Here is a 21,568-nt window from a genome sequence, read left to right as displayed (position 1 = left end):
GGCCGGTCCGTTTCACGCAGCCCTGTCGGCTCCCCCTCGCGGGGAGCCGGAACGATTGGATGTCCCACCGGCCACGGCGCCGGGGGCAACGATCATCAGCACCCGTGATCTCGGCAAAGCCTACGCCAACGGCCGCCATGTCTTCGCCGGCGTGAAGATCGACATCAGGAGCGATCAGCGTGTCGCGCTGATCGGCTCGAACGGCGCCGGCAAGTCGACGCTGCTCAAATGCCTCGTCGGCCTGCTGCCGCTCAGCGACGGCGAGATCATGACCTTGGGCGAGACCTTCCGGTCGGCCCCGAGCGGCGCGCAATTGCAGCGCCTTCGGCGGCAGATCGGTTTCGTCTTCCAGAACCACGGACTGGTCGGGCGCCAGTCGGTGCTCACCAACGTCGTCCAGGGCAAGCTCGGCCTGCCCGGTGGATGGCGCGCCTGGCATCACGCCCTCGCCCGCGAGGACTGGCGCGAGGAAGCGATGCAGGTGCTGGCCGACGTGCGCCTTGCCGACAAGGCCTGCGCCCGCGCCGACCAGCTTTCCGGCGGCCAGGCCCAGCGCATCGCCATTGCGCGCGCGCTGATCAGAAAGCCGAAGCTGCTGATCGCCGACGAGCCCGCCGCGAGCCTCGACCCCTGGGTCGGTCGCGAGATCATGACGATCTTCTCCGACCTCGCCTCCGAGCACGGCATCACGCTGGTCTACACGACGCACGATATGGAGCATGCGATGCACTATTCGGACCGGATCATCGCCTTGAAGGCCGGCCGGGTGCATTTCGATCTCCCAACACCGATGGTCGACCGGCAGCAGATGGAAGACGTCTTCAATGGGTGACGCGCCGGCTCGGATGCGCGCGCCCTCGCGTCTGCCCTCGATCTCGCCGATCAGCTTCACGCTGCTCGTCGCATTTGCAGCGGTCTTCCTGGTCTCGCTCGGCCAGGTCGCCCCGTCGCCCGAGCGGCTCGCCGCCGGGGCGCCGCAGATGGTCGAGCTGATCGGCCGCATGCTGCCGCCCAACCTGGAACCGACGTTCCTCCAGCGCATGGGCTGGCGCATTCTCGAAACCCTGCAGATCGCGCTCGTCGGCACGGTCATCGGCGTCGTCATCAGCCTGCCGATCGGCTGGCTCGCAGCGCGCGGCATCTCCCCGCTCGGGGCGTTCCGGCAGCTGCCACGGGGCATCATCTCGCTGTTTCGGACCATCCCGGATCTCGTCTGGGCACTGGTTTTCGTCTCGACCGTCGGGCTCGGCGCAATTGCCGGCACCATGACGATCGTTGTCGACACGATCGGCTTCTGCGGCCGGTTCTTCGCCGAAGCCATGGAAGAGGCCGACAAGAAGCCACAGGAAGCCTTGCGGGCGATCGGCGCCTCGCGGGTCAGCATCCTCTTCGGGGCGACGTTGCCGAGCATCATGCCGACGCTGATCAACAGCTCGCTCTTTGCGCTGGAAAAGGGGGTCCGCTCCTCGGTCGTCCTCGGCCTCGTCGGCGCCGGCGGCATTGGCCAGGAGCTGAAGGTTGCCTTCGACCTCTTCCAGTACCGCAACGCCTCGGCGATCATCCTCGCGATCTTCGCGATCGTGCTGGTGATGGAATATTTCACCGACCGGCTGCGTGCCCGGTTCGAGTGAGCCGGCCATCGCAGGCCTGACGACCGCCACCGCCAAAGCGGGTCCTGTCGGGACCCGCGCTGACTGTCTCAGCAGACCGACGCCATCAGATCAGACCACAACGGACAGAATGCCATGCCCTCCTCGGACAACCACTCCTCCGATCCCAGCCGGCCCGCGCGTCGCCGCGCCATGGAAGCCTTTGCAGCCAGCGATGCACACACGCTCGCAGCGGCCTGGGACGCGATCGCCGGCGAAGCGCCGGTCACCAGCCTGCGCGGCCCCGAGGTCGGGCTTGTCATGCTGCAGGGCCGGATCGGCGGCAGCGGCGCGCCGTTCAATATCGGCGAGGCCAGCGTCACGCGCGCCAGCATGCGCCTCGCCTCGGGCGAAGTCGGCCACGCGATTATCATGGGTCGCGACGCCGACCACGCGCGCCTCGCCGCGCAACTCGATGCCGGCTGGCAGCGCGACGACTGGCGAGCCGCGATCGAAGCCATGGTCGTCGGCCCCGCATTGACGAAGCAGGAGGAGGCCGACCGGCGCTCCGCCGAGGAAACCGAGGCGACGCGCGTCGACTTCTTCACGATGGTTCGGGGCGACGAATGATGAGCGGCACAATGACCACTACATTCCTCGAAGGTGGCTTCGCCGACCCCGTCTTCGATGCCCAGGCCGCCTTTTTCGCGATCATGAATGCCTTTGCCCGGCCGGGCACGATCGTCGACCTTGGCGCGTTGGCCGCGCCGCCTTCGCCTGTCCCACCTGCGGCGGGGGCGATCCTTGCCGCGCTGGCCGACTACGACACGCCCCTCTGGCTCGACCCTGCGGCGCTCGGCGCCGGTGTCGCCGAATGGCTTGCCTTCCACACCGGTGCGGCGATCGTTCCCGAGCCGCAGGCTGCCGCCTTCGCCCTCGTCTGCGACCCGACCAAGCTGCCAGCCCTGTCGCAATTTTCCGCCGGCACTGCGGCTTATCCCGATCGTTCGGCGACCCTGATCCTTTGCCTCCCGGCTCTTCGGGGCGGCGATCGGCTGCAGCTGACCGGCCCCGGCATAGAGACGACCGCCTCCGTCAGCCCGTGCGGACTGCCGGACTTCTTCCTTGAGGATTGGGCCAACAATCGCGGCCTTTATCCCCGCGGCCTCGACATGCTGCTCGTTTCCGGCAGCGAAGCCCTCGGCCTGCCGCGCACCACCCAGATCGGAGATCGCTGAGATGTATGTCGCCGCCAAGGGAGGCGAAGCCGCAATCGCCAGCGCCCACCGTCTTCTCGCCGACCGTCGTCGCGGCAACCGCGACGTCCCGGCACTGACACTGGAGCAGATCGCCGGTCAGCTGGCGCTCGCCGTCGACCGGGCGATGGCCGAGGGCTCGCTCTATGATCCGCAACTCGCCGCGATGGCCGTGCGTCAGGCACGGGGCGATCTGATCGAAGCGATCTTCCTGATCCGCGCCTATCGCACCACCCTTCCCCGTTTCGGCAATTCGCAGCCGCTGGAGACCGGGAACATGCGGATCGAACGCCGGGTGTCGGCAACTTACAAGGATCTGCCGGGCGGCCAGTTGCTGGGCCCGACCTTCGACTACACCCATCGGCTGATCGACCCGGACATGGTGGGCGACGCGCCGGTCGAGGCCGGCGCGCGTCGCGACTGGCCGGGCGAAGCCTGTCCGCGGGTGACCGACATTCTCGGCGCCGACGGCCTGATCGAGCCGGACGGCGACGGGCCGGACGGCAAGCCGGGTGACCTGACCCGCGAGCCGATGGAATTTCCTGCCGGCCGCGACCTGCGACTGCAGGCACTGGCGCGCGGCGACGAGGGCTTCCTCCTGTCGCTCGCCTATTCGACCCAGCGCGGCTTTGCCCGCTCCCATCCCTTCGTCGGCGAAATCCGCATCGGCCTCGTCGATGTCGTGATGGACATGCCCGAAGTCGGCTTCCCGGTGACCATCGGTCGGGTCCGGATGACCGAGTGCCAGATGGTCAACCAGTTCCGGGGCTCGGCCAAGCAGCCGCCGCAATTCACCCGCGGCTACGGACTGGTCTTCGGCCAGTCCGAGCGCAAGGCAATGGCCATGAGCCTCGTCGACCGGGCGCTCAGGGCCGACGAGTTCGGCGAGGAACGCACCGCCCCCGCACAGGACGAGGAGTTCGTCATCGCCCATTCCGACAATGTCCAGGCCACCGGCTTCGTCGAGCACCTGAAGCTGCCGCATTATGTCGACTTCCAGGCCGAGCTCGATCTGGTGCGCCGCATGCGCCGGGAGCACGCCGCACGAGACATCGATGAGGGCAACGGAGAGACCGGCGACGACGAAGCCGCCGCGCGGGAGGCCGCCGAATGACCGCCGCCCTGCCCGCCTACAACTTCGCTTATCTCGATGAACAGACCAAGCGGATGATCCGCCGCGCGATCCTCAAGGCGATCGCGATCCCCGGCTACCAGGTCCCCTTCGCCTCCCGCGAAATGCCGATGCCCTACGGCTGGGGCACCGGCGGGGTGCAGGTGACCGCGTCAATCCTGGGGCCGAACGACGTCCTGAAGGTCATCGACCAGGGTGCCGACGACACCACCAACGCCGTGTCGATCCGCGCCTTCTTCGAGAAGACCGCGCAGGTCGCCACGACGACGCGGACGAGCGAGGCGACCATCGTCCAGACCCGTCACCGCATTCCCGAAACGCCGCTCACCGCCGGCCAGATCATCGTCTTCCAGGTTCCGATCCCCGAGCCCCTGCGGTTTCTCGAACCGCGTGAAACCGAAACGCGGGTGATGCACGCGCTGGAAGAATACGGGCTGATGCATGTGAAGCTCTACGAGGACATCGCCCGCCACGGCCACATCGCCACGACCTATGCCTATCCGGTGAAGGTCGAGGGCCGCTACGTGATGGATCCCTCGCCGATCCCGAAATTCGACAATCCGAAAATGCACCGCTCGCCGGCCCTTCAGCTTTTCGGCGCCGGGCGTGAGAAGCGGATCTACGCCCTGCCGCCCTTCACCGACGTCGTGTCGCTGGATTTCGAGGATCACCCCTTCGCCGTTCAGGCTTTCGACCGCCCCTGTGCGCTCTGCGGCGCCGAGAACGTCTATCTCGACGAGGTCGTGACCGACGACCGCGGCGGGCGGATGTTCGTCTGTTCCGACACCGACCATTGCGAAACGCGGCGCGAGGCCGGCCATGCCGGCGACGGTGGACCGGCTCTACGGCAAGAGACCAGGCAGGGCGAGGCATGACATTGATGGACCAGGCATCGCCGCTTCTCACCGTTCGCGACCTCACCCGCCGCTATGGCGCCCGGGTCGGCTGCGAAGCCGTTTCGTTCGACGTGTGGCCCGGCGAGGTCGTCGCCATCGTCGGCGAGTCCGGCTCCGGCAAGACGACACTGCTGAACTGCATCGCAGCGCGCATGGCCCCGACGTCGGGCAGCGTCTCCTACGCCATGCGCGACGGCACGTTGCGCGATCTCGCCAGCCTCGGCGAGGCCGAACGACGCCTCCTGATGCGCACCGACTGGGGCTTCGTCCACCAGCATGCCGCCGACGGCCTGCGGATGCGGGTGTCGGCCGGCGCCAATGTCGGCGAACGGCTGATGGCGGTCGGCGAGCGCCATTATGGCGGCATTCGCGAGAGCGCCACCGACTGGCTGGGACGCGTGGAGATCGCTGCGGACCGCATCGACGACCGCCCGGACGCGTTCTCCGGCGGCATGCGCCAGCGCCTGCAGATCGCCCGCAATCTCGTCACCCGACCGCGCCTCGTCTTCATGGACGAGCCGACCGGCGGGCTCGACGTTTCGGTCCAGGCCCGGCTTCTCGACCTGATCCGCTCGCTGGTCGCCGAGATGGGCCTGTCGGTTGTGATCGTCACCCACGACCTCGCCGTGGCGCGGCTTCTCTCGCAGCGCATGATCGTCATGAAGGCCGGCCGCGTCATAGAACAGGGCCTGACCGACCGGGTCCTCGACGACCCGCACCATGCCTACACCCAGCTCCTTGTTGCCTCGATCCCGGAAAGCTGAGCCATGTCCGTGCCTTCCCAGCCGATCCTCACGGTCCGCGACGTCGCCAAGTCCTTCAACATGCATCTGCGCGGCGGCATTCGCCTGCCGGTCGTCGAGGCGGCCTCCTTCACCGTCGCGCCCGGCGAATGCGTCGTGCTGGGCGGCCCCTCGGGGGTCGGCAAATCGTCGATCCTGCGCATGGTCTATGGAAATTACGCCGTCGATGCCGGCGAAATCGTGATCCGCGACGGGGCCACTGGCAACCAGACGGACCTCGCCACCGGCGACCCGCGCCGGATCATCGCCCTTCGCCGCGACGCGATCGGCTATGTCAGCCAGTTCCTGCGCGCCATCCCGCGCGTGCCGGCGCTCGACGTCGTCGCTGAGCCGCTCGTCGCCCGTGGCACGGCGCCCGAGGCGGCGCGCGAACGGGCCCGCGTTCTGCTGGCCCGCCTCAATCTGCCCGGGCCGCTGTTCGAGCTGCCGCCCGCCACCTTCTCCGGCGGCGAGAAGCAGCGGGTGAACATCGCCCGCGGCTTCATCACCGACCACCCGCTGCTGCTGCTCGACGAACCGACCGCCTCGCTCGACGCGCAGAACCGCGACGTGGTCTGCGAGATGATCGAGGCCAAGACCGCGGCGGGCACCGCCGTGCTCGGCATCTTCCACGATGCGGCGGTGCGCGAGCGGATCGCGACGCGGATCATCGATGTCTCCGCCTTCTCCGCCCGCAAGGCGGCCTGAATGCCGAAGCTCTCCCTATCGCCGCTGGTCCACCCCAGCGCCGAGATCGAGGATTGCGCTCTCGGGCGCTACATCGAGATCGCCGAACGCTGCCGCCTGACCGAGACCGTCCTCGGCGACTATTCCTACGTGATGGAAGACGGCAGCATCTGGTGCACGGCGATCGGCAAGTTCGTGAACATCGCCGCTTGCGTCCGCATCAACGCCACCAACCACCCGACATGGCGCGCCACCCAGCACCATTTCACCTACCGGGCCGGTGATTATTTTGACGGTGAAGAGAACGAAGCGGGCTTCTTCGACTGGCGCCGCGCGCACCGGGTCGTCATCGGCCACGATGTCTGGATCGGCCATGGCGCGACGATCCTGCCCGGCGTCACCATCGGCAACGGCGCCGCGATCGGCGCGGGCGCGGTCGTCTCGAAGGACGTGCCGGCTTACACGATCGTCGGCGGCGTTCCCGCCCGGCCGATCCGGCCGCGTTTTGACGCCGAGATCGGCGCGCGCATGGATGCGCTGGCGTGGTGGGACTGGCCGCACGAGACGCTGCGCGCCGCCCTCGCCGACTTCCAAAGCCTTGACGCGCGGGCGTTTCTCGACCGTCACGGCGGATAATCCGCCGCGCTTCGATGCTGCCGAGCGGCTGTCATCGAACGTTTAGAAAGTCGTCATCGCACCCACATGGAGCGCTCCTAAGAGTCACCCGTCGAGACGCTGGACGGGAGCCCGCATGAGCGCCATAGCGATCAAAGACCTGTCCAAGCGCTTCGCCCTGAAGCAGGCGCTCGACAAGGTCAGCCTGACCATTGCCGAAGGCGAAATGGTCGCGCTGATCGGCGCGTCCGGTTCCGGCAAGTCGACGCTGATCCGCCATATTGCCGGCCTCGAACGCGCCGACCGCGGCACCGGATCGAGCATCGCGCTGTTCGGCGCACCGATCCAGTCCGACGGCCGGCTCGGCGCCGGCGCGCGCGCCATGCGCCGCGAGATCGGCGTCATCTTCCAGCAGTTCAATCTCGTCTCGCGGCTGCCGGTCATCACCAATGTCCTCCTCGGCAATCTCGGCCGGATTCCGCGCTGGCGCGGCACGCTCGGCTGGTTCTCGCGCGATGAGAAACTTGCGGCGCGCGCCGCGCTCGGCCGCGTCGGCATTCCGGAAGTCGCCTGGCAGCGCGCCTCCACCCTGTCCGGCGGCCAGCAGCAGCGCGCGGCCATCGCCCGCTGCCTCGTGCAGAAATCCCGCGTCATCCTTGCCGACGAGCCGATCGCCTCGCTCGATCCGGCCTCGGCCCGCCGCGTCATGGACGTGATCGCCGAGATCAACCGCACCGACGGGATCACCGCCGTCGTGTCGCTGCATCAGGTCGAATATGCCCGCCGCTACTGCCCCCGCACCATCGCGCTGCGCGGCGGCGAGGTCGTCTATGACGGCCCCTCCCACGCACTGACCAACGCCTTTCTGACCGAGCTCTACGGCGCGGATTCGGAAGAGCTCGTCCTGCCGGACGCACTGCCGGTCGACGCCGACAGGCGCGTCCGGGCAACGAAGCAGGCGCCGGTCACCGCACCGGCGCTCGTGCCGGCCTGAAGTCACCACGACAGCCAAACGCAACAGGGGAACAACGCCATGAACATGGTTCTTCGCACACTCGCCGCCGCCACGATGGTCGCCGGCATCTCGACCACGGCCCTTGCTCAGGACGAGCTCGCCTTCGGCATCATCTCCACCGAGAGCCAGCAGAATCTGCGGCCGAAATGGGAGCCGTTCCTCGCCGACATGGAAGAGAAGACCGGCCTCGCCGTGAAGCCCTTCTTCGCGTCCGACTATGCCGGCGTCATCGAGGGCATGCGTTTCGACAAGGTGCAGCTCGCCTGGTACGGCAACAAGTCCGCCATGGAAGCCGTCGATCGCGCCAATGGCGAGATCTTTGCCCAGACCGTCGATATCTCCGGCAATCCCGGCTACTGGTCGCTGGTGCTCGCACCGAAGGACTCGCCGCTCGAGAAGGTCGAGGATCTCCTGACCTGCGACCAGTCGCTGAATTTCGGCCTCGGTGACCCGAACTCGACCTCCGGCTATCTCGTCCCGATGACCTTCGTCTTCGCCGCCAACGGCGTCGACCCGAAGGAGTGCTTCAAGAACGTCACCAACGCCAACCACGAGACCAACGCCATGGCCGTCGCCAACGGCCAGGTCGATGCGGCGGCGAACAATACCGAGAGCCTCGCCCTCATCGAGAAGAACAATCCGGACGCCTTCGCCAAGATCAAGGTGATCTGGAAGTCGCCGCTGATCCCGGCCGATCCGATCGTGTGGAACACCAACCTGCCGCAGGAGAGCAAGGACAAGATCAGGGAGTTCTTCGTGACCTACGGCACCGACCAGTCGACCGGTGACGTGGCCCACGAGAAGGAAGTCCTTGCCGGCCTCGAATGGGCGCCCTTCGTCGCATCCACCAATGACCAGCTCCTGCCGATCCGCGTGATGGAACTGTCGAAGACGATCGCCCAGATCGAGGCCGACGAGTCCCGGAGCGCCGAGGAGAAGACGGCCGAGATCGAGAAGCTCGAAGCTGAAAAGGCCGGCTACGAGAAGAAGATCAAGAGCGCTCCGCAGAGCTGACGCGTCACGCGGCGACGGGCCCTGCCCGCCGCACGCTTCGCCACACCCCTCCGGCCGGCACCGTATCCAGGCGCCGGCCGGTTTCGCCGATCACAGGATGCCCGATGACCGACGACGCGGTTTCTCTCTCGCGCCCCGCTGCCCCCGACCTGAATGCCGGCCGCGACTGGTCTCGCAGTGCCTGGAACGCGGTGATCTGGGGCGGGCTTGCGGCCGCCCTTCTGTGGAGCTGGGCACCGGCCGAGATGGGTCGCTGGACCTATCTCTTCACCGATGCCGACAACATGGCGCAATACGCCGCCGGCTTCGCCAATCCCGACTTCACCGACTGGCGCTACTACGCCGAGGAAATGGTCGTCACGGTGCAGATCGCCCTGTGGGGCACCGTCCTGTCCGTGTTGCTCGCCATCCCCTTCGGCATCCTGTCGGCGCACAACATGGTGCCTTGGTACATCCTGCAGCCCTGCCGCCGGCTGATGGACTTCTTCCGCGCCATCCACGAGATCGTCTGGGCGGTGCTGTTCGTCGTCGCCGTCGGCCTCGGACCGTTTGCCGGCGTCATGGCGCTGTTGATCCACACCACGGGCATTCTCGCCAAGCTGTTCTCCGAGGCCGTCGAGGCGATCGACCCGCGGCCGGTGGAAGGCATCCGCGCCACCGGCGCGTCGAAGCTGCAGGAAATCGTCTTCGGGGTGATCCCGCAGGTGCTGCCGCTGTGGATTTCCTATGCGCTCTACCGTTTCGAATCCAATGTGCGGGCCGCGACGGTTCTGGGTGTCATCGGCGCCGGAGGCATCGGTCAGGTCCTGTTCGAGTCGGTCCGCGGTTTCTACTATCCGCAATCCGCCGCCATCCTGATCATCATCGTCCTGTCGGTGGTGCTGACCGACCTCCTGTCGCAACAGCTCCGTCGTTTCGTCACCTGAGGGTCGATGCCGCGCGCCCCGAAAAGGCAGCGGCCGGCGCCATTCTCCTCCCGCAAGCCCTCAACCCAGAAAATCACCCGACATGCCGCACGAAACAGTACTGACCAACGCCCGCATCGTCACCGCCGATACGGTGATCCACGGGCACCTGGTCCTGCACGGCGAACTGATCGCGGAGATCGGCGAAGGCCCGGCAAGGACCGGGCAGGACATGGACGGCGACACGCTCATCCCCGGCCTCGTCGAGTTGCATACCGACCATATCGAGGGGCATTTTATGCCGCGGCCGAAGGTGCTGTGGAACAAGATGGCCGCCATCCAGGCGCACGATACCCAGATCGCCGGCTCGGGCATCACCACGGTCTTCGACGCGCTGCGGGTCGGCACCGACGAGAACGCCACGCTCACCGCCGACGAAATGGCCGAGATGGGTGAGATGATCGGCAGGGCCGTCAACGAGGAACGGGTGCGTGCCGACCACTACATCCATCTGCGCTGCGAAGTTTCCGCGGCCGATGTCCTGGCAGGCTTTGCCGGATTGGCCGGCAATCCCCTCCTGAAGCTCGTCTCGCTGATGGACCATGCGCCCGGCCAGCGGCAATTCGCCGATCTCGAGGCGTACCGGACATATTACCAGAAGAAGCTCGGCCTCTCGGACGCCGCGTTCGAGAGTTTCAGCGGCGAGCGGCTGGCGCAGTCGACGGAATTCGCCGACCGACACCGCCGCGATATCGCCGAGATATGCCGGGAGCGCGGCATCGCGCTGGCGTCCCATGACGATGCGACGATCGCCCATGTCGACGAGGCCCTGGCGCTGGGTATGAGCATCGCCGAGTTCCCGACGACCCTGGAAGCGGCGTCCGCTTCGCGCGTTGCTGGTCTGCATGTCCTGATGGGCGCGCCGAATATCGTGCGCGGTGGCTCGCATTCGGGCAACGTCTCGGCAATCGAACTGCTTCGGCTCGGCCTCCTCGACATCTTGTCCTCGGACTACGTCCCGTTTTCCATGCTGCAGGCAGCCTTCCATCTCGTCGGCATTGGTGCGGCGGACTTGCCGGAGGCGATCAGACTGGTGACGCTGAACCCGGCGGAGGCGGTCGGCCTGACAGACCGCGGCAGCATCGCCGTCGGCCGGCGCGCCGATCTGGTGCGGGTACGCAGCCATCCCGGCGAGCCGCCGGTGGTCCGCTCCGTCTGGCGCCAGGGCAACCGGGTCGCCTGAGGCGTGCGCGGCATCCCGCTCCGGCCCGGATAGAACAAACGGCCCCTCGCGGTCTGTGCGGAGGCCGAATTCGCCTAATTGCAGGCAACTGCAAATCGCTTGATTAGAAGATGGTGGGGCCGGCATGCCTCGATCCACGCCAGATTTCCATCAGCAATGACAGTGACTTGCCGGCATGTGCTAACCTCCTGTTATGCAGGCGCTGCCTCTGCACCCGGAGACCTGAAGGTGTCACTTGTCGACGTTCTCTGATCCCGCCTCGGTTGCCCGATATGCAGAAGGTCCGGTGCGAATGGTGCCGGGCTTTCACCATTTGCAACGCATGGCAGCGCTGCTTCTTGCGGAGCGCGTGGATGCGGACGGTCATGTGCTCGTCCTGGGGGCCGGTGGCGGGCTTGAACTGAAGGCATTTGCCGAGTTCCAGCCCGGCTGGCGGTTCGACGGCGTCGATCCCTCGGCGGAGATGCTGAATCTGGCGAAGAGGACCCTCGGCCCCCTCACCTCGCGCGTTCGGCTGCATGAAGGCACCATCGATGTCGCGCCGGACGGGCCCTTCGACGGTGCCACCTGCCTCCTGACCCTGCACTTTCTGCCGCGAGAGGAGCGCTTGCGGACGCTGATCGCCCTCCGCAGGCGGCTCAGGCCCGGCGCGCCCTTCGCCGTTGCGCATCACAGCTTTCCGCAGGACCCGGAGCGCAAAGCACTTTGGCTGGAACGCTTCGCCGCCTTTGCGGTCATGTCGGGCGTGCCGGCGGCGCAGATGCCGGGCGCGATCGCGGCGATCGGCGACCGTCTGCCGGCCTTGTCGCCGGAAGACGACGAGGCCTTGCTTCGGGAGGCCGGCTTCGAGGACGTCGCGTTGTTTTACGCCGGGTTCACGTTCAGGGGCTGGATCGCCTACGCCCCCTGACCCCGGTGCCGAAGGTGGCGGGAAGGACGCTGTGAATGCCCCAGCCTGCGACATCGCCGGTACCGCCGGAGGACCAACTCTGGTTCTGGCCGTTCCGCGCCGACCCGTTACAGTCGTTTCCCGGCCAACCCCATATCGTTGAAAGCGGTCATGTCCCGGCTCGCGCACTCGAAGACGGTCTATGAACCGCCCTGCCAAACGGGCTTCGGCCCGGTCGCGCGATGTCGGATGGCCGGGCCCGATGCGGCAGCCCGAGACGCCTTGACGTCGGCGCATGTGATAGTGAAAACCGCATATCAGGGCCAATGCGCCACAGCTGTTGGTCCCCTCCATACATGCTCCTCGGACAAGGCGGTCGACTATGGGAATTCTCGCGAAGGCGACTGAAGTCGTGGGCGGGGCTGTCGCGCTCGTCAGGCGCCTTGGTTCTCCGTCGCATCAGGCCGTCGGGCTGACACCGCAGATTCCGGAGGCGCGAAAGCAGGGAATCATGACCTTGAAACTTCCCGCCGCAGAGGGCTGGAAGGAGGGGCGCCTGCCCATCTGCGCGCCGGGGCTTCAGGTCAATGCCTTTGCGTCGAACCTCGATCATCCCCGCTGGATCGAGGTTCTGCCCAACGGCGACGTCCTCGTGGCGGAGTCGAAGGAACAGCCGGAGCGGCCGCGCACCCTCATGGACCACGCTCAGCAGGCCACGATGCGCCGCGTCAAGGCGGTCGGCCGCAGCGCCAATCGCGTGACCCTCTGGCGTGACGCGGATGGGGACGGCGTCGCCGAGCGCCGCGAGGTCTTCGTGGAAAACCAGAACCAGCCCTTCGGCATGGCGCTGGTCGGCGACCGGTTCTATCTCGGGAACACGGACGGCATTCGGTGCTTCGACTACCAGCCAGGCGATACGAGCCTCACGGGCGGTGGTGAAAAGCTCGTCGACTTCAAGCCGCACGGGCACTGGACCCGCAGCCTGATCGTCTCCCCGGATCGGGCGAAAATCTACGCCGGCGTCGGATCACTGTCCAACATCGGCGACAAGGGGATGGCGGCGGAAGAGGGTCGCGCGGCGATCTGGGAACTGGACGTGGCCACCGGACAGGCGCGGATTTTTGCCTCCGGGCTGCGAAACCCGGTCGGCATGGCCTTCGAGCCGGTCACGGGAAAGCTCTGGACGGTCGTCAACGAGCGCGACGGGCTCGGGGACGAAACGCCGCCCGACTACCTTACGTCCGTCGAAGAGGGCGGGTTCTACGGCTGGCCCTATTGCTACTGGGGCAAGACCGTGGACGACCGTGTCACGCAGGCTCCGGACCTCGTCGCCCGTGCCATCCAGCCGGATTATGCGCTCGGCGGCCACACAGCATCGCTCGGCCTCTGCTGGATGCCGAGCGGCACCTTGCCGGGGTTCGGCGAGGGCATGGTGATCGGCCAGCACGGATCATGGAACCGCTCGACGCTCAGCGGCTACAAGCTGATCTTCGTCCCCTTCGCCAATGGCGCGCCGAACGGACCGGCTCGCGATATCCTGTCCGGCTTCCTGTCCGAGGACGAGAAACTTGCCTATGGACGTCCCGTCGGCGTGGCGATCGGCCCGGACGGCAGATCGCTGCTGATGGCGGACGATGTGGGAGACGTCATCTGGCGCGTGACCGCCGCCTGACGCGGCCGGTCGCCCCGTAGCGGTGATCGCGGAGGCCCGCGCCTTGAACGGAAAAGCATCGTCGGCCACCACTGATCCGCACGGCCGCGCTGTCGCTGATTTGGGCGGCCTGCATCCACAGGTCATCGGGCTGCAACGGGTCAGCGTGCGCCTTCCGCCAGTTCGCGAAGGACCGTTCGTGTGTCCCCTGCAATCGTCCAGGCTGTTTGCGCGGCGTCTTCGGCACGTGCCGGATCTCCGGTTCGGCAGGCCGCTTCGAGGGAGGCGAGAGCCGCATGCAGCGCCTGGGCGCCGACGAGGGCGGCGCTTCCGGCCAGACGATGCGCCTCATGCGCTGCCGCCTCGTGCTCGCCCTTCCGCATGGCCACCTGAAGCGCCGCGATTCCCTCGTCGAGATCCTTCGAAACACGGTGCAGAAGCTCCGTGAAACGCGCCGGCGCCATCATCGCCGCCAGTTCGTCAAGCGTGTCGGCGTCGAGGATCGGGGGGGCGCCCTCCCGCCTGTCGACGGCGGCCGCGTCCTTCGCGCCGGGGCTCGCGTTTCCCGCAACCGCCTTTTGCACGTCTGCGATCATCCTGGTCAGCCGCTCCATCCGGATCGGCTTGGTCAGGCAGGCCTGCATGCCCGCCTCCGCAAAGCGTGCCTGTTCCTCGGGGCGGGCATGGGCGGTCAGGCCGAAGATGGGCGCGTTGCAGGACGGCCCCTGCGAGGCGCGGATGGCGACCGTCGCCTCGATGCCGGTCATGCCGGGCATGCTGATGTCCATGAGGACGAGATCGTAGGCCCGGTGCCCCGCCATGGTGACACCTTCGAGCCCATCGCAGGCTTCGTCCACCCGATGCCCGGCCTCGGTGATCATCTCGCGCACCACGAAACGGTTGATCGCATTGTCCTCCACCACGAGCACGTCGAGCGATCGAGACTGCGCGGCGGCATCCGCCAACGGACGCGGCGAGGCGCCCTCCCCGGTCTTGCCGGCCCCGGCGTTCGGCAAGGTGATCTCCATGGTGAAGCAACTGCCGCGGCCAGGTTCGCTGCAGACCGAGATGGTGCCGTCGAGGGCGTCGACGATGCGGCGGCAGATGGCGAGCCCCAGTCCCGAACCGGCCGCTTCGCGCGCATAGGAGGCGTCGAGGGTGACGAAATCCTCGAAAATCCGCTTCTGGTCGGCGGCGGCGATGCCGATGCCGGTATCGGTCACCGTCAGACGCAAACGGGTGAAGCCGGCGGCGGCCGAAAGCGTCTGCAAGGCGACGCGGATCTCGCCGGAACGGGTGAACTTCACCGCATTGCCGATGAGATTCATGGCGATCTGCTGGATCCGGTGGACATCGCCGAGGAGGTGATCCACCGGCCCGATATCGACATGGATCGGCACACCGCTCGCGGCGGCGAGGGGACGGTTGACGTCGGCGACTCGGCGGATCGTGCCGGCAAGGTCGAACGGCCTGACGTCGAAGGTCAGCTTGCCCGATTCCATCCGCGCGATGTCGAGCACGTCGTTGACGTTGCGCAGCAGGATTTCGCCCGACGTTGTGGCGACCTGAAGATATTCGGCCTGCTCCTCGGCAAGCCTCGTCCGCCCGAGAAGGTCGAGGACGCCGAGCAGGCCATTCAGCGGCGTCCGCATCTCGTGGCTCATCACGGCGATGAACTCCGACTTCGCCCGGTCCGCCGCCATGGCCTGGTCGCGGGCATCGGTCAGCGCCCGTTCGGCCTGCAGCCGTTCTGAGATGTCGCGGATGAAGGCGATGAAGATCGGCCCGGACTGTCCGGTGGCCGAACCGATCGACAGTTCGACCGGGAATTCGCTGCCGTCGGCATGCAGGGCGTCAAGATTGACACGACCCTGGTCGACCACCCGCTTTTCGCCGGTGGCGCGCAGACGTGCCATCCCTGCCCGATGCGCTTCGCGGTAGCGGGGCGGGATGATCATCTCCGCCATGTCGCGGCCGACGGCATCCGCGCGGCTGTATCCGAAGACCTCCTCCGCCGCCCGGTTCATCTCGATCAGCCGTCCGTTCTCGTCGCTGACGATGATCGCGTCGAGCGCCGAATTGATCGTCGCGGCCAGCCGTTCGCGATTGCGCTGCAACTCCTGCAGACGCTGGATCGAGATCCGGTACTGGCGAGTCAGCACCGCACTGGCGACGGCCAGGATGACAATCAGCGCAGCGGCAACAAGCGACGCGGTGAGCAACAGCGCCTCGAAGGCGATACGCTGGCTGTCGGACAGCTTGGCGAACAGGCGCACGCCTTCCAACGACAGGCGACGGACCGGGTCGCGCAGCGCCTCGATGTCGGCACGAACCCGGTCGCCGACGGCACGCAACATCCGGTCGTCGCCGTCCACCAGCGGCACGGTCTCGGCGAGGAAGCCGTTGATCCGGGCAAGGATCGCCCCGATGCTGTCGATATCGCGCAGTTCGGCGAAGACCGCGCCCGACGACACCGTGTTCATCCGGCTGTAGAAGATGTCGAAGCGCCGCCGGAACTCGCCGAGGCCCTGTTCGGGATGGTCGAAGACGTCGGCGGCATTGGTCAGTTGCAGGAGATCGACCTCGATCTGGGCGAGCGACCATTGCAGATTGTCGTGCGGAGCGGAGCGCAGGGCCGAGACACCGTCGAACAGGCGCAGCCCGACGACGCCCAGCGCGATGACCACCAGGCCCGCGGCGAGGCCGAGGCCGTATCGACGGGCCCATTGCCAGACGCGCCGGCGCGCCGGCCGTGGATCGGCGGTCGCAATCATGCCGGGTCTTCCGTCGCGACCGTCACGGGCAAATGTCGATCCGGTCGAGCTGCCAGATGCTGCGCGAATAGATCACCTCGCTGCGATATTCGCGCACGTCGTCATAGGGATAGACGACCCAGAGCGGTCCCTTGTCCCGGACCGACATGGTCTCGCCATCCATGCGATAGGCGACGATCGGGCCCCCTTCGACCGCGTCGGAGACCGGGATCTCGACGCTGTAATCGTTGATCGCCGTGGCATTCAGGATGGTCCCGTCGGCCCCGACCGCGTCGAGCAGCGCTTCCAGCGTCACGCCGGTGAAGCGGTGCTCGCCCTGCGTCCAGATCGTCGCGGTGGTGAACTCCACCTGCGGCAAGGATTCCAGGAGGCCGAGATCGAAGACCGCCATATCGCCCCGATTGGTGACGGTGACGGCGCCGCTGACCGTCAGGAGGACGTCGCCTGTCGGTGCGTCGAGTTCCGCTGCCATGCCTGGAGCGAGCATCGTACCAAGGGCAAGGACAGCGACGAAGGCAGGGGCAGCGAGGCGAGCGGTCGGCATGAGATCGGCTTCGGTCCGGTGGGATGGGTCTGAACGGGCGCGGGCGCCCCGCGTGGCATGGTTCCTCGCCGATCGTAGCCTGACCGCACGGACAATGCGCCGGAGCATCGGAGAGCCGGCCTATCCTTTCGTATAGGTCGCCCGTCGCCGGCGTGCCCTGGGGCGCGCCCTGCCGCGATCGGAGCCCTTGTTCGGCGCCTCTGTGCTGGCGGGATCGCGCCCTGCGCACCGGCGTCCGGTCGCCGGCCATCCTCGGTGCCCCTCGCCTTTCGTATAGTTCGACTATCCGCCTGGCTGTCCAAGCATATCTGTTCGAGACCGGACTATTCTTCCGTCTCCGTTTCTAACCTGTTGCGCGCTGTCATTGCGTTCTTCGGCGGTCTCTACTCAGGACATCGAGACAGACCGGACGGCACTTCTTCAGCCGCGGCTCTCGAAAAGGGTTCGGAGGGAAACGTCATGCGGCCGAGATCGAAACTCGCCAGAAATACGACGGTAATCTGCAACGGCAACTCCGGTCATACGGGCACCGGCCGGCGCAAACTGGCGATCAAGCTGGCCGTCATCGCCGGCCTCGCTCCGGCCTTCGCCGGATGCCAGACGGCGGCCTACACCGCCGCCAGCCATGTCGCCCCGGCCTATGGTGCGCCGGTCCAGAGCAACGAGACACCCTATACGGCCTGTCTCACCGCCATGGCCGACGTGAAGACGAAGCGGCGTCCCTCGCTCACGGTCGGGCAGATCAGCGACAAAACCGGCCAGAAGACCTACGCGAAATATACCGACAGCGCCGAGCTGACCCAGGGCGTCTCCGAGATGGTCATCAGCGCCTTCTTCAAGACCCGGCAGGTGGCGCTGACCGAGCGCCTCGACGTCCGGGTGCCGCTGGCCGAGCAGCAGCTCATCGAGAAGAAGGCGATCCGCCGGAAGGTGCGCACGCTCGATGTGATCCCGTCCGACTTCGTCGTGCTCGGGGCGCTGACCGAACTCAACTACAACATCGTGAGCGGGGGCGCGCGGTTGTTCGTCGGCGGCATTGGCGGCGGCATTCGAAAGGCCGTCATCAATGTCGGCCTGGACCTTCGGCTGGTCGACGTCAGGACCTTCCGCACCGTCTACGTCACAAGTCTCCAGAAGCAGGTCGTCGGCTACGAGGTCGAATCCGGCGTGTACCGCTTCTTCGGAGCACAACTTCTCGAATTCGACGCCGGAGCTGTGAAAAACGAGCCGCTGCAGCTCGGCGTGCGATCGGTGGTGGAGCTGGCTTCCTACCAGATCCTCACCGAAGGACGCGGCTTCCCAACAGTCAAGAACAAGCACTGTGAGCCGGGAATGGACACCAAGAAAGCTGCGGCAAACCCCAAGGAGAAGAAACATGACGCGTAACCGACAGACGCAGCTGATGGCTGGAGCCGCCGTTCTCGCAATGCTGGCAGGCGCCGTTCCGGCCCATGCCTTCGACGAGGTGAACTGGATCTGGGATGCCAACGTCACCACCACGATCGACACCACCACCACGGCGATCACGGAACTCGCGCCCACCGGCCTGAACCAGGCCGAGAACGAGCAGGACCTGCTCGGCGACATCGCCGCGACCAGCAATATCAGCGCCTTCACCAATGCGCCGGCCGGAGCGCTTCTCGATCCGCTTGCTCCGGTGCTCGACATCGTCGGCATCGACACGAGCTCGGTCTCCGACCTGGCGGCGCTTGAGAACAACGCGCAGGCCCTGGGCAACAGCGCCGCGATCTCGTCCGACGTGCAGATCAACTACGACTCGGTGCAGAATTTCGGCGGGCTCGATCCGGCAGAGGCCGGCTCGGTGAGTGCCGATGCGACGTCGGACACCATCTACAACGCAAGCCTCGACAATTCGGCCACGGCCGTCGTCAACAGTCTGACCGTCGATCTGGAATACACCGACCCGCAGAACGGCCTGGGCATCGGCAACAACGTGCAGACGGCGATGGCCGATGTGTCGGCGAACTCCTCGGCCGACATGATGACGATTGCCGGCTTCACCGGTGTCGGCGGCCTGGACGGCCCTGCGCTCGGCTCCTCGGCCACGGCGATCGGCAACAATTTCAGCGTCGATGTCGGTCCGGCCGAGCCGGTCGTCGCGGTGACGCTGCCGTAACAGGCCCCCCGGAGCGGTTCGGTCGAACCGCTCCGATCCGGCGGCGGGGCGTTTGCCCTCCCAACGCCCCGCCGTTCCTCTTTCACCTGCAAGGAAACCGATCATGCGCCGGACACATCACGATACGCATGCCCGCTGGTTCTGGGTCTCGGCCATCGCCGCCCTGATCCTGGGTGAACTCGCCGTCGCCGCCATGGCCGGCGGACGGGAACCGCTTGTCGGCCCGCATCCCTGGGATTTCCCCGAGCGCAACCGGGAGACCGCCTTTGCCTACCAGTACGCCCGGGACAATCGTGGCAGTGCTGCAGGCGCGGCCGGCGTCGCCGGTGCCTTCGGATCGCCGGTCATCATCAATTCCACCTCCACCGCCGTCGGCAACTGGCAGCAGATCGAGATGACGCTGGGGGATGGCGCCGAAGGTCTGATCATGACGGAGAACCACCAGAACAACGATGGCGACGCCCAGGCAACCTCCAACGTCATGGACGAGGGCGAGCAGAACCTAGCCAACGGCAACAGCTGGATCGGCGAATAGATGCGGCGTCGGCCATGGAACCGCACGCACAGACAATGTGCAACGCACGGGGCCTCTGCCGAATGCAGCGGTCCCATGCGCCTGTTTAATCCATCGGAAAGCCTCAGCCCTCACGCTGACCGTGCGAGACGGACCACTGCGAGGCGCCGCTGGCCCTCTCCTGCCGGGCGGGGCACAATGAGAGCCGCGGTCCTGACAGCAGAAGCCCGAGGTTTGCGATCGGAAGGAGACGGTCCTTGAAGATTCTCGTTGCAGACGATCACGACCTGGTTCGCGATACCATCGCGCTGTTTCTGCAGAATGAGGGCGGGATCGAGGTGACGGTTGCAGCGACCCTCGACGAGGCGATGGTTCGCATCGACGAGGCGGGCTCCTTCGATCTTGTGCTCCTCGATTACGGCATGCCCGGAATGGACGGTCTTGCCGGCCTCAAGCGGGCCATCGCGGCCAATCAGGACAAGCCGGTGGCGCTGATGTCGGGCGTGGCATCGCGCACCGTCGCCGAAGACGCGCTGGCGGCCGGCGCAGCGGGCTTCGTGCCGAAGACGCTGGGCGCGAAATCCATGGTCAACGCCCTGCGTTTCATGGCGTCGGGCGAACAATACGCGCCGGTCGAATGGATGACCGAGATGGAGGCGGAAGCCTCCCATCCGCTGGCCGACAAGCTGTCGGCACGGGAAATGCAGGTCCTGGAAGGGCTGTGCGACGGCAAGGCCAACAAGGAGATCGCCCGCGATCTCGACCTGCAGGAGGTCACCGTCAAGCTGCACGTCAAGACGCTGTCCCGCAAGCTCGACGCCCGCAACCGCACCCACGCCGCCATGATCGCCCGGGACGCCAAGCTCTTCGAGCAATAGGCGACAGGCGGCCATCGACGGTGTTCTTGCCCGGCGCCGTCCTTCGACGCCAAGTTTCCGTGCCTGTAGCGCCTCAAGAGCGGCCGCAGGCGGGCAGCCTAGCCCGCCTCGGAGCCGGCCTGGCGAGCAAACTGCATCGGCGGGACACCGACAAACCGGGTGAACGCGACGCTGAAGGAGCTGGCGGATCCATAGCCCACCGCCTCCGCGACCGCCTTTGCGCCGCCCTCCCCGCGCCTCAGCATATTCCGCGCGAGCGCCATTCTCCAGGACAGCAGGTACTCCATCGGCGGCACTCCGACCTCCCTTCGAAACCTGTCGAAGAAGACGGAGCGCGACATCGACGCCTCCCTCGCCAATCGCTCCACCGTCCAGCCATGACGCGGATCGGCGTGGATGCAGCGTATTGCGCTTCCCAGCCGGGCATCGGCCAGTCCGCGGAGCAATCCCGGCGGCGCGGCATTGCCCGACGCCGCTCGCAACGCCTCGATGAGCATTACGTCGAGCAGGCGTGCCAGGACCATCTCCCGGGCGGGCCGGTCGTCCTGTGCTTCGTCCCTGACGAGTTGCACGAGGGTCGCGATCCGCTTCAGCCCCCGCACATGGATGAGTTCCGGAAGCAGGGACAGGAGCAGCCCGGCATCCGGCGAGCCGAAGGCAAGGCGGCCGGCCAGCATGCGTACGTCCGTCGGCTTCGACGGATCGCCGTGCCTCATCTCGCCGTCGAGCATCGTATGGACCGAATGCCCCTTGGGCGGACCTCCATCGACGCTGCACATCGTGAAGTCGCGGGCCGCGGGGACAAGAACGAAGTCATTCTCCTTCAGTTCGAGCCTCGGCTGCCCGTCCAGCGTCATGAGCACGGCTCCCTCCAGGATCACGCAGAACAGCGGATCCTTCGTCACCGACGCGTCGATCCGCCACGATCCCGCGCCGCTCGCCTGCTTGGAGAAGGGCAGACTCGGCCGCAGCAAAGCCACCACCTCGGCGAAGGGATCGATCAATTCAGGACGCTCGCGAATGCCAACAGGACTTCCTGCGATAGCT

Annotated in this window: 22 protein-coding genes; 19 read left to right on the top strand and 3 right to left on the bottom strand. The window is 66.8% G+C overall.

Features of this window, described 5'->3' with window-relative positions:
* Positions 1-55 precede the first annotated feature (55 nt).
* The 15 genes from N7I30_RS19250 (at position 56) to N7I30_RS19180 (ending at position 13,695) form a co-directional block, all read left to right on the top strand.
* Complete coding sequence (locus N7I30_RS19250; RefSeq protein WP_228241558.1) at positions 56-832, top strand: phosphonate ABC transporter ATP-binding protein; 777 nt, start codon at positions 56-58, stop codon at positions 830-832.
* Positions 825-1,631, top strand: a complete 807-nt coding sequence (gene phnE, locus N7I30_RS19245) for a phosphonate ABC transporter, permease protein PhnE (RefSeq protein WP_024351254.1) — start codon at positions 825-827, stop codon at positions 1,629-1,631. The genes N7I30_RS19250 and phnE (N7I30_RS19245) overlap by 8 nt, the downstream gene beginning before the upstream one ends.
* A 114-nt stretch (positions 1,632-1,745) precedes the next feature.
* Positions 1,746-2,219, top strand: coding sequence for a phosphonate C-P lyase system protein PhnG (gene phnG, locus N7I30_RS19240; protein ID WP_491391676.1), 474 nt, complete (start codon positions 1,746-1,748; stop codon positions 2,217-2,219).
* An 11-nt stretch (positions 2,220-2,230) separates the two neighbouring features.
* Positions 2,231-2,827, top strand: a complete 597-nt coding sequence (phnH, locus tag N7I30_RS19235) for a phosphonate C-P lyase system protein PhnH (protein ID WP_024351256.1) — start codon at positions 2,231-2,233, stop codon at positions 2,825-2,827.
* A gap of 1 nt (position 2,828) precedes the next feature.
* Positions 2,829-3,959, top strand: a complete 1,131-nt coding sequence (locus N7I30_RS19230) for a carbon-phosphorus lyase complex subunit (protein ID WP_491391675.1) — start codon at positions 2,829-2,831, stop codon at positions 3,957-3,959.
* Positions 3,956-4,852, top strand: a complete 897-nt coding sequence (locus tag N7I30_RS19225; protein ID WP_024351258.1) for an alpha-D-ribose 1-methylphosphonate 5-phosphate C-P-lyase PhnJ — start codon at positions 3,956-3,958, stop codon at positions 4,850-4,852. Before N7I30_RS19230 ends, N7I30_RS19225 begins: the two co-directional genes overlap by 4 nt.
* A gap of 5 nt (positions 4,853-4,857) precedes the next feature.
* The gene (phnK, locus tag N7I30_RS19220) at positions 4,858-5,637 is read left to right on the top strand and encodes a phosphonate C-P lyase system protein PhnK (RefSeq protein ID WP_081651946.1); all 780 of its coding nucleotides are present in this window, start codon (positions 4,858-4,860) and stop codon (positions 5,635-5,637) included.
* 3 nt (positions 5,638-5,640) lie between these two features.
* Complete coding sequence (gene phnL, locus N7I30_RS19215; protein ID WP_498640850.1) at positions 5,641-6,363, top strand: phosphonate C-P lyase system protein PhnL; 723 nt, start codon at positions 5,641-5,643, stop codon at positions 6,361-6,363.
* Positions 6,364-6,978: a DapH/DapD/GlmU-related protein gene (locus N7I30_RS19210; protein ID WP_024351261.1), complete on the top strand. Its 615-nt coding sequence runs from the start codon at positions 6,364-6,366 to the stop codon at positions 6,976-6,978.
* Between the two features lie 115 nt (positions 6,979-7,093).
* A complete protein-coding gene (gene phnC / locus N7I30_RS19205; protein ID WP_024351262.1) occupies positions 7,094-7,951 on the top strand; it encodes a phosphonate ABC transporter ATP-binding protein in 858 nt (285 codons plus the stop codon).
* A gap of 39 nt (positions 7,952-7,990) precedes the next feature.
* The gene (phnD, locus tag N7I30_RS19200) at positions 7,991-8,986 is read left to right on the top strand and encodes a phosphonate ABC transporter substrate-binding protein (RefSeq protein ID WP_024351263.1); all 996 of its coding nucleotides are present in this window, start codon (positions 7,991-7,993) and stop codon (positions 8,984-8,986) included.
* 104 nt (positions 8,987-9,090) lie between these two features.
* Positions 9,091-9,912, top strand: a complete 822-nt coding sequence (gene phnE, locus N7I30_RS19195; protein ID WP_491391721.1) for a phosphonate ABC transporter, permease protein PhnE — start codon at positions 9,091-9,093, stop codon at positions 9,910-9,912.
* Positions 9,913-9,994: 82 nt separating this feature from the next.
* Positions 9,995-11,134 (top strand): alpha-D-ribose 1-methylphosphonate 5-triphosphate diphosphatase, encoded by a 1,140-nt coding sequence (locus tag N7I30_RS19190; protein ID WP_024351265.1) that lies wholly within the window; start codon positions 9,995-9,997, stop codon positions 11,132-11,134.
* Between the two features lie 235 nt (positions 11,135-11,369).
* On the top strand, positions 11,370-12,044 hold the full coding sequence (locus N7I30_RS19185; protein ID WP_024351266.1) for a class I SAM-dependent methyltransferase: 675 nt from the start codon (positions 11,370-11,372) through the stop codon (positions 12,042-12,044).
* Between the two features lie 361 nt (positions 12,045-12,405).
* A complete protein-coding gene (locus tag N7I30_RS19180; protein WP_024351267.1) occupies positions 12,406-13,695 on the top strand; it encodes a PQQ-dependent sugar dehydrogenase in 1,290 nt (429 codons plus the stop codon).
* A gap of 140 nt (positions 13,696-13,835) precedes the next feature.
* On the opposite strand, the gene N7I30_RS19175 is transcribed toward N7I30_RS19180, so the two are convergent.
* Positions 13,836-16,448, bottom strand: a complete 2,613-nt coding sequence (locus N7I30_RS19175) for a PAS domain-containing hybrid sensor histidine kinase/response regulator (RefSeq protein WP_228241553.1) — start codon at positions 16,446-16,448, stop codon at positions 13,836-13,838.
* Between the two features lie 22 nt (positions 16,449-16,470).
* Positions 16,471-16,992: a putative pterin-binding protein gene (locus N7I30_RS19170; protein WP_491374384.1), complete on the bottom strand. Its 522-nt coding sequence runs from the start codon at positions 16,990-16,992 to the stop codon at positions 16,471-16,473.
* A gap of 255 nt (positions 16,993-17,247) precedes the next feature.
* On the opposite strand from N7I30_RS19170, the gene N7I30_RS19165 reads away from it, so the two are divergent.
* The 4 genes from N7I30_RS19165 to N7I30_RS19150 all read left to right on the top strand — a co-directional run bounded on the left by N7I30_RS19165 (position 17,248) and on the right by N7I30_RS19150 (position 20,521).
* The gene (locus N7I30_RS19165) at positions 17,248-18,378 is read left to right on the top strand and encodes a CsgG/HfaB family protein (protein WP_491390630.1); all 1,131 of its coding nucleotides are present in this window, start codon (positions 17,248-17,250) and stop codon (positions 18,376-18,378) included.
* On the top strand, positions 18,368-19,129 hold the full coding sequence (locus N7I30_RS19160; RefSeq protein ID WP_491390629.1) for a hypothetical protein: 762 nt from the start codon (positions 18,368-18,370) through the stop codon (positions 19,127-19,129). Before N7I30_RS19165 ends, N7I30_RS19160 begins: the two co-directional genes overlap by 11 nt.
* A gap of 103 nt (positions 19,130-19,232) precedes the next feature.
* On the top strand, positions 19,233-19,664 hold the full coding sequence (locus N7I30_RS19155; RefSeq protein ID WP_187392540.1) for a hypothetical protein: 432 nt from the start codon (positions 19,233-19,235) through the stop codon (positions 19,662-19,664).
* A 236-nt stretch (positions 19,665-19,900) separates the two neighbouring features.
* Entirely contained in the window at positions 19,901-20,521 is a 621-nt protein-coding gene (locus N7I30_RS19150) for a response regulator transcription factor (RefSeq protein WP_228241544.1), read from the top strand.
* Between the two features lie 98 nt (positions 20,522-20,619).
* Here the strand turns inward: N7I30_RS19150 and N7I30_RS19145 are convergent, their stop codons facing one another.
* Positions 20,620-21,525, bottom strand: a complete 906-nt coding sequence (locus N7I30_RS19145) for an AraC family transcriptional regulator (RefSeq protein ID WP_187392538.1) — start codon at positions 21,523-21,525, stop codon at positions 20,620-20,622.
* Positions 21,526-21,568 lie beyond the last annotated feature (43 nt).

It is taken from the genome of Aurantimonas litoralis (genome assembly GCF_026153195.1).
Lineage (GTDB): Bacteria > Pseudomonadota > Alphaproteobacteria > Rhizobiales > Rhizobiaceae > Aurantimonas > Aurantimonas coralicida.
Note: the sequence above shows the minus strand (reverse complement) of the source record. Positions and strands in the feature narration are given on the sequence as shown.

What these genes read in the sequence shown, in the direction of transcription:
- N7I30_RS19155 (WP_187392540.1), top strand. Translation starts at nt 19,233, where the DNA reads ATGCGCCGGACACATCACGATACGCATGCCCGCTGGTTCTGGGTCTCG.
- phnC (WP_024351262.1), top strand. Translation starts at nt 7,094, where the DNA reads ATGAGCGCCATAGCGATCAAAGACCTGTCCAAGCGCTTCGCCCTGAAG.
- N7I30_RS19160 (WP_491390629.1), top strand. Translation starts at nt 18,368, where the DNA reads ATGACGCGTAACCGACAGACGCAGCTGATGGCTGGAGCCGCCGTTCTC.
- N7I30_RS19170 (WP_491374384.1), bottom strand. Translation starts at nt 16,992, where the DNA reads ATGCCGACCGCTCGCCTCGCTGCCCCTGCCTTCGTCGCTGTCCTTGCC.
- phnE (WP_024351254.1), top strand. Translation starts at nt 825, where the DNA reads ATGGGTGACGCGCCGGCTCGGATGCGCGCGCCCTCGCGTCTGCCCTCG.
- phnL (WP_498640850.1), top strand. Translation starts at nt 5,641, where the DNA reads ATGTCCGTGCCTTCCCAGCCGATCCTCACGGTCCGCGACGTCGCCAAG.
- phnG (WP_491391676.1), top strand. Translation starts at nt 1,746, where the DNA reads ATGCCCTCCTCGGACAACCACTCCTCCGATCCCAGCCGGCCCGCGCGT.
- N7I30_RS19190 (WP_024351265.1), top strand. Translation starts at nt 9,995, where the DNA reads ATGCCGCACGAAACAGTACTGACCAACGCCCGCATCGTCACCGCCGAT.
- phnK (WP_081651946.1), top strand. Translation starts at nt 4,858, where the DNA reads ATGGACCAGGCATCGCCGCTTCTCACCGTTCGCGACCTCACCCGCCGC.
- phnH (WP_024351256.1), top strand. Translation starts at nt 2,231, where the DNA reads ATGACCACTACATTCCTCGAAGGTGGCTTCGCCGACCCCGTCTTCGAT.
- N7I30_RS19175 (WP_228241553.1), bottom strand. Translation starts at nt 16,448, where the DNA reads ATGATTGCGACCGCCGATCCACGGCCGGCGCGCCGGCGCGTCTGGCAA.
- N7I30_RS19180 (WP_024351267.1), top strand. Translation starts at nt 12,406, where the DNA reads ATGGGAATTCTCGCGAAGGCGACTGAAGTCGTGGGCGGGGCTGTCGCG.
- phnE (WP_491391721.1), top strand. Translation starts at nt 9,091, where the DNA reads ATGACCGACGACGCGGTTTCTCTCTCGCGCCCCGCTGCCCCCGACCTG.
- N7I30_RS19225 (WP_024351258.1), top strand. Translation starts at nt 3,956, where the DNA reads ATGACCGCCGCCCTGCCCGCCTACAACTTCGCTTATCTCGATGAACAG.
- N7I30_RS19210 (WP_024351261.1), top strand. Translation starts at nt 6,364, where the DNA reads ATGCCGAAGCTCTCCCTATCGCCGCTGGTCCACCCCAGCGCCGAGATC.
- phnD (WP_024351263.1), top strand. Translation starts at nt 7,991, where the DNA reads ATGAACATGGTTCTTCGCACACTCGCCGCCGCCACGATGGTCGCCGGC.
- N7I30_RS19230 (WP_491391675.1), top strand. Translation starts at nt 2,829, where the DNA reads ATGTATGTCGCCGCCAAGGGAGGCGAAGCCGCAATCGCCAGCGCCCAC.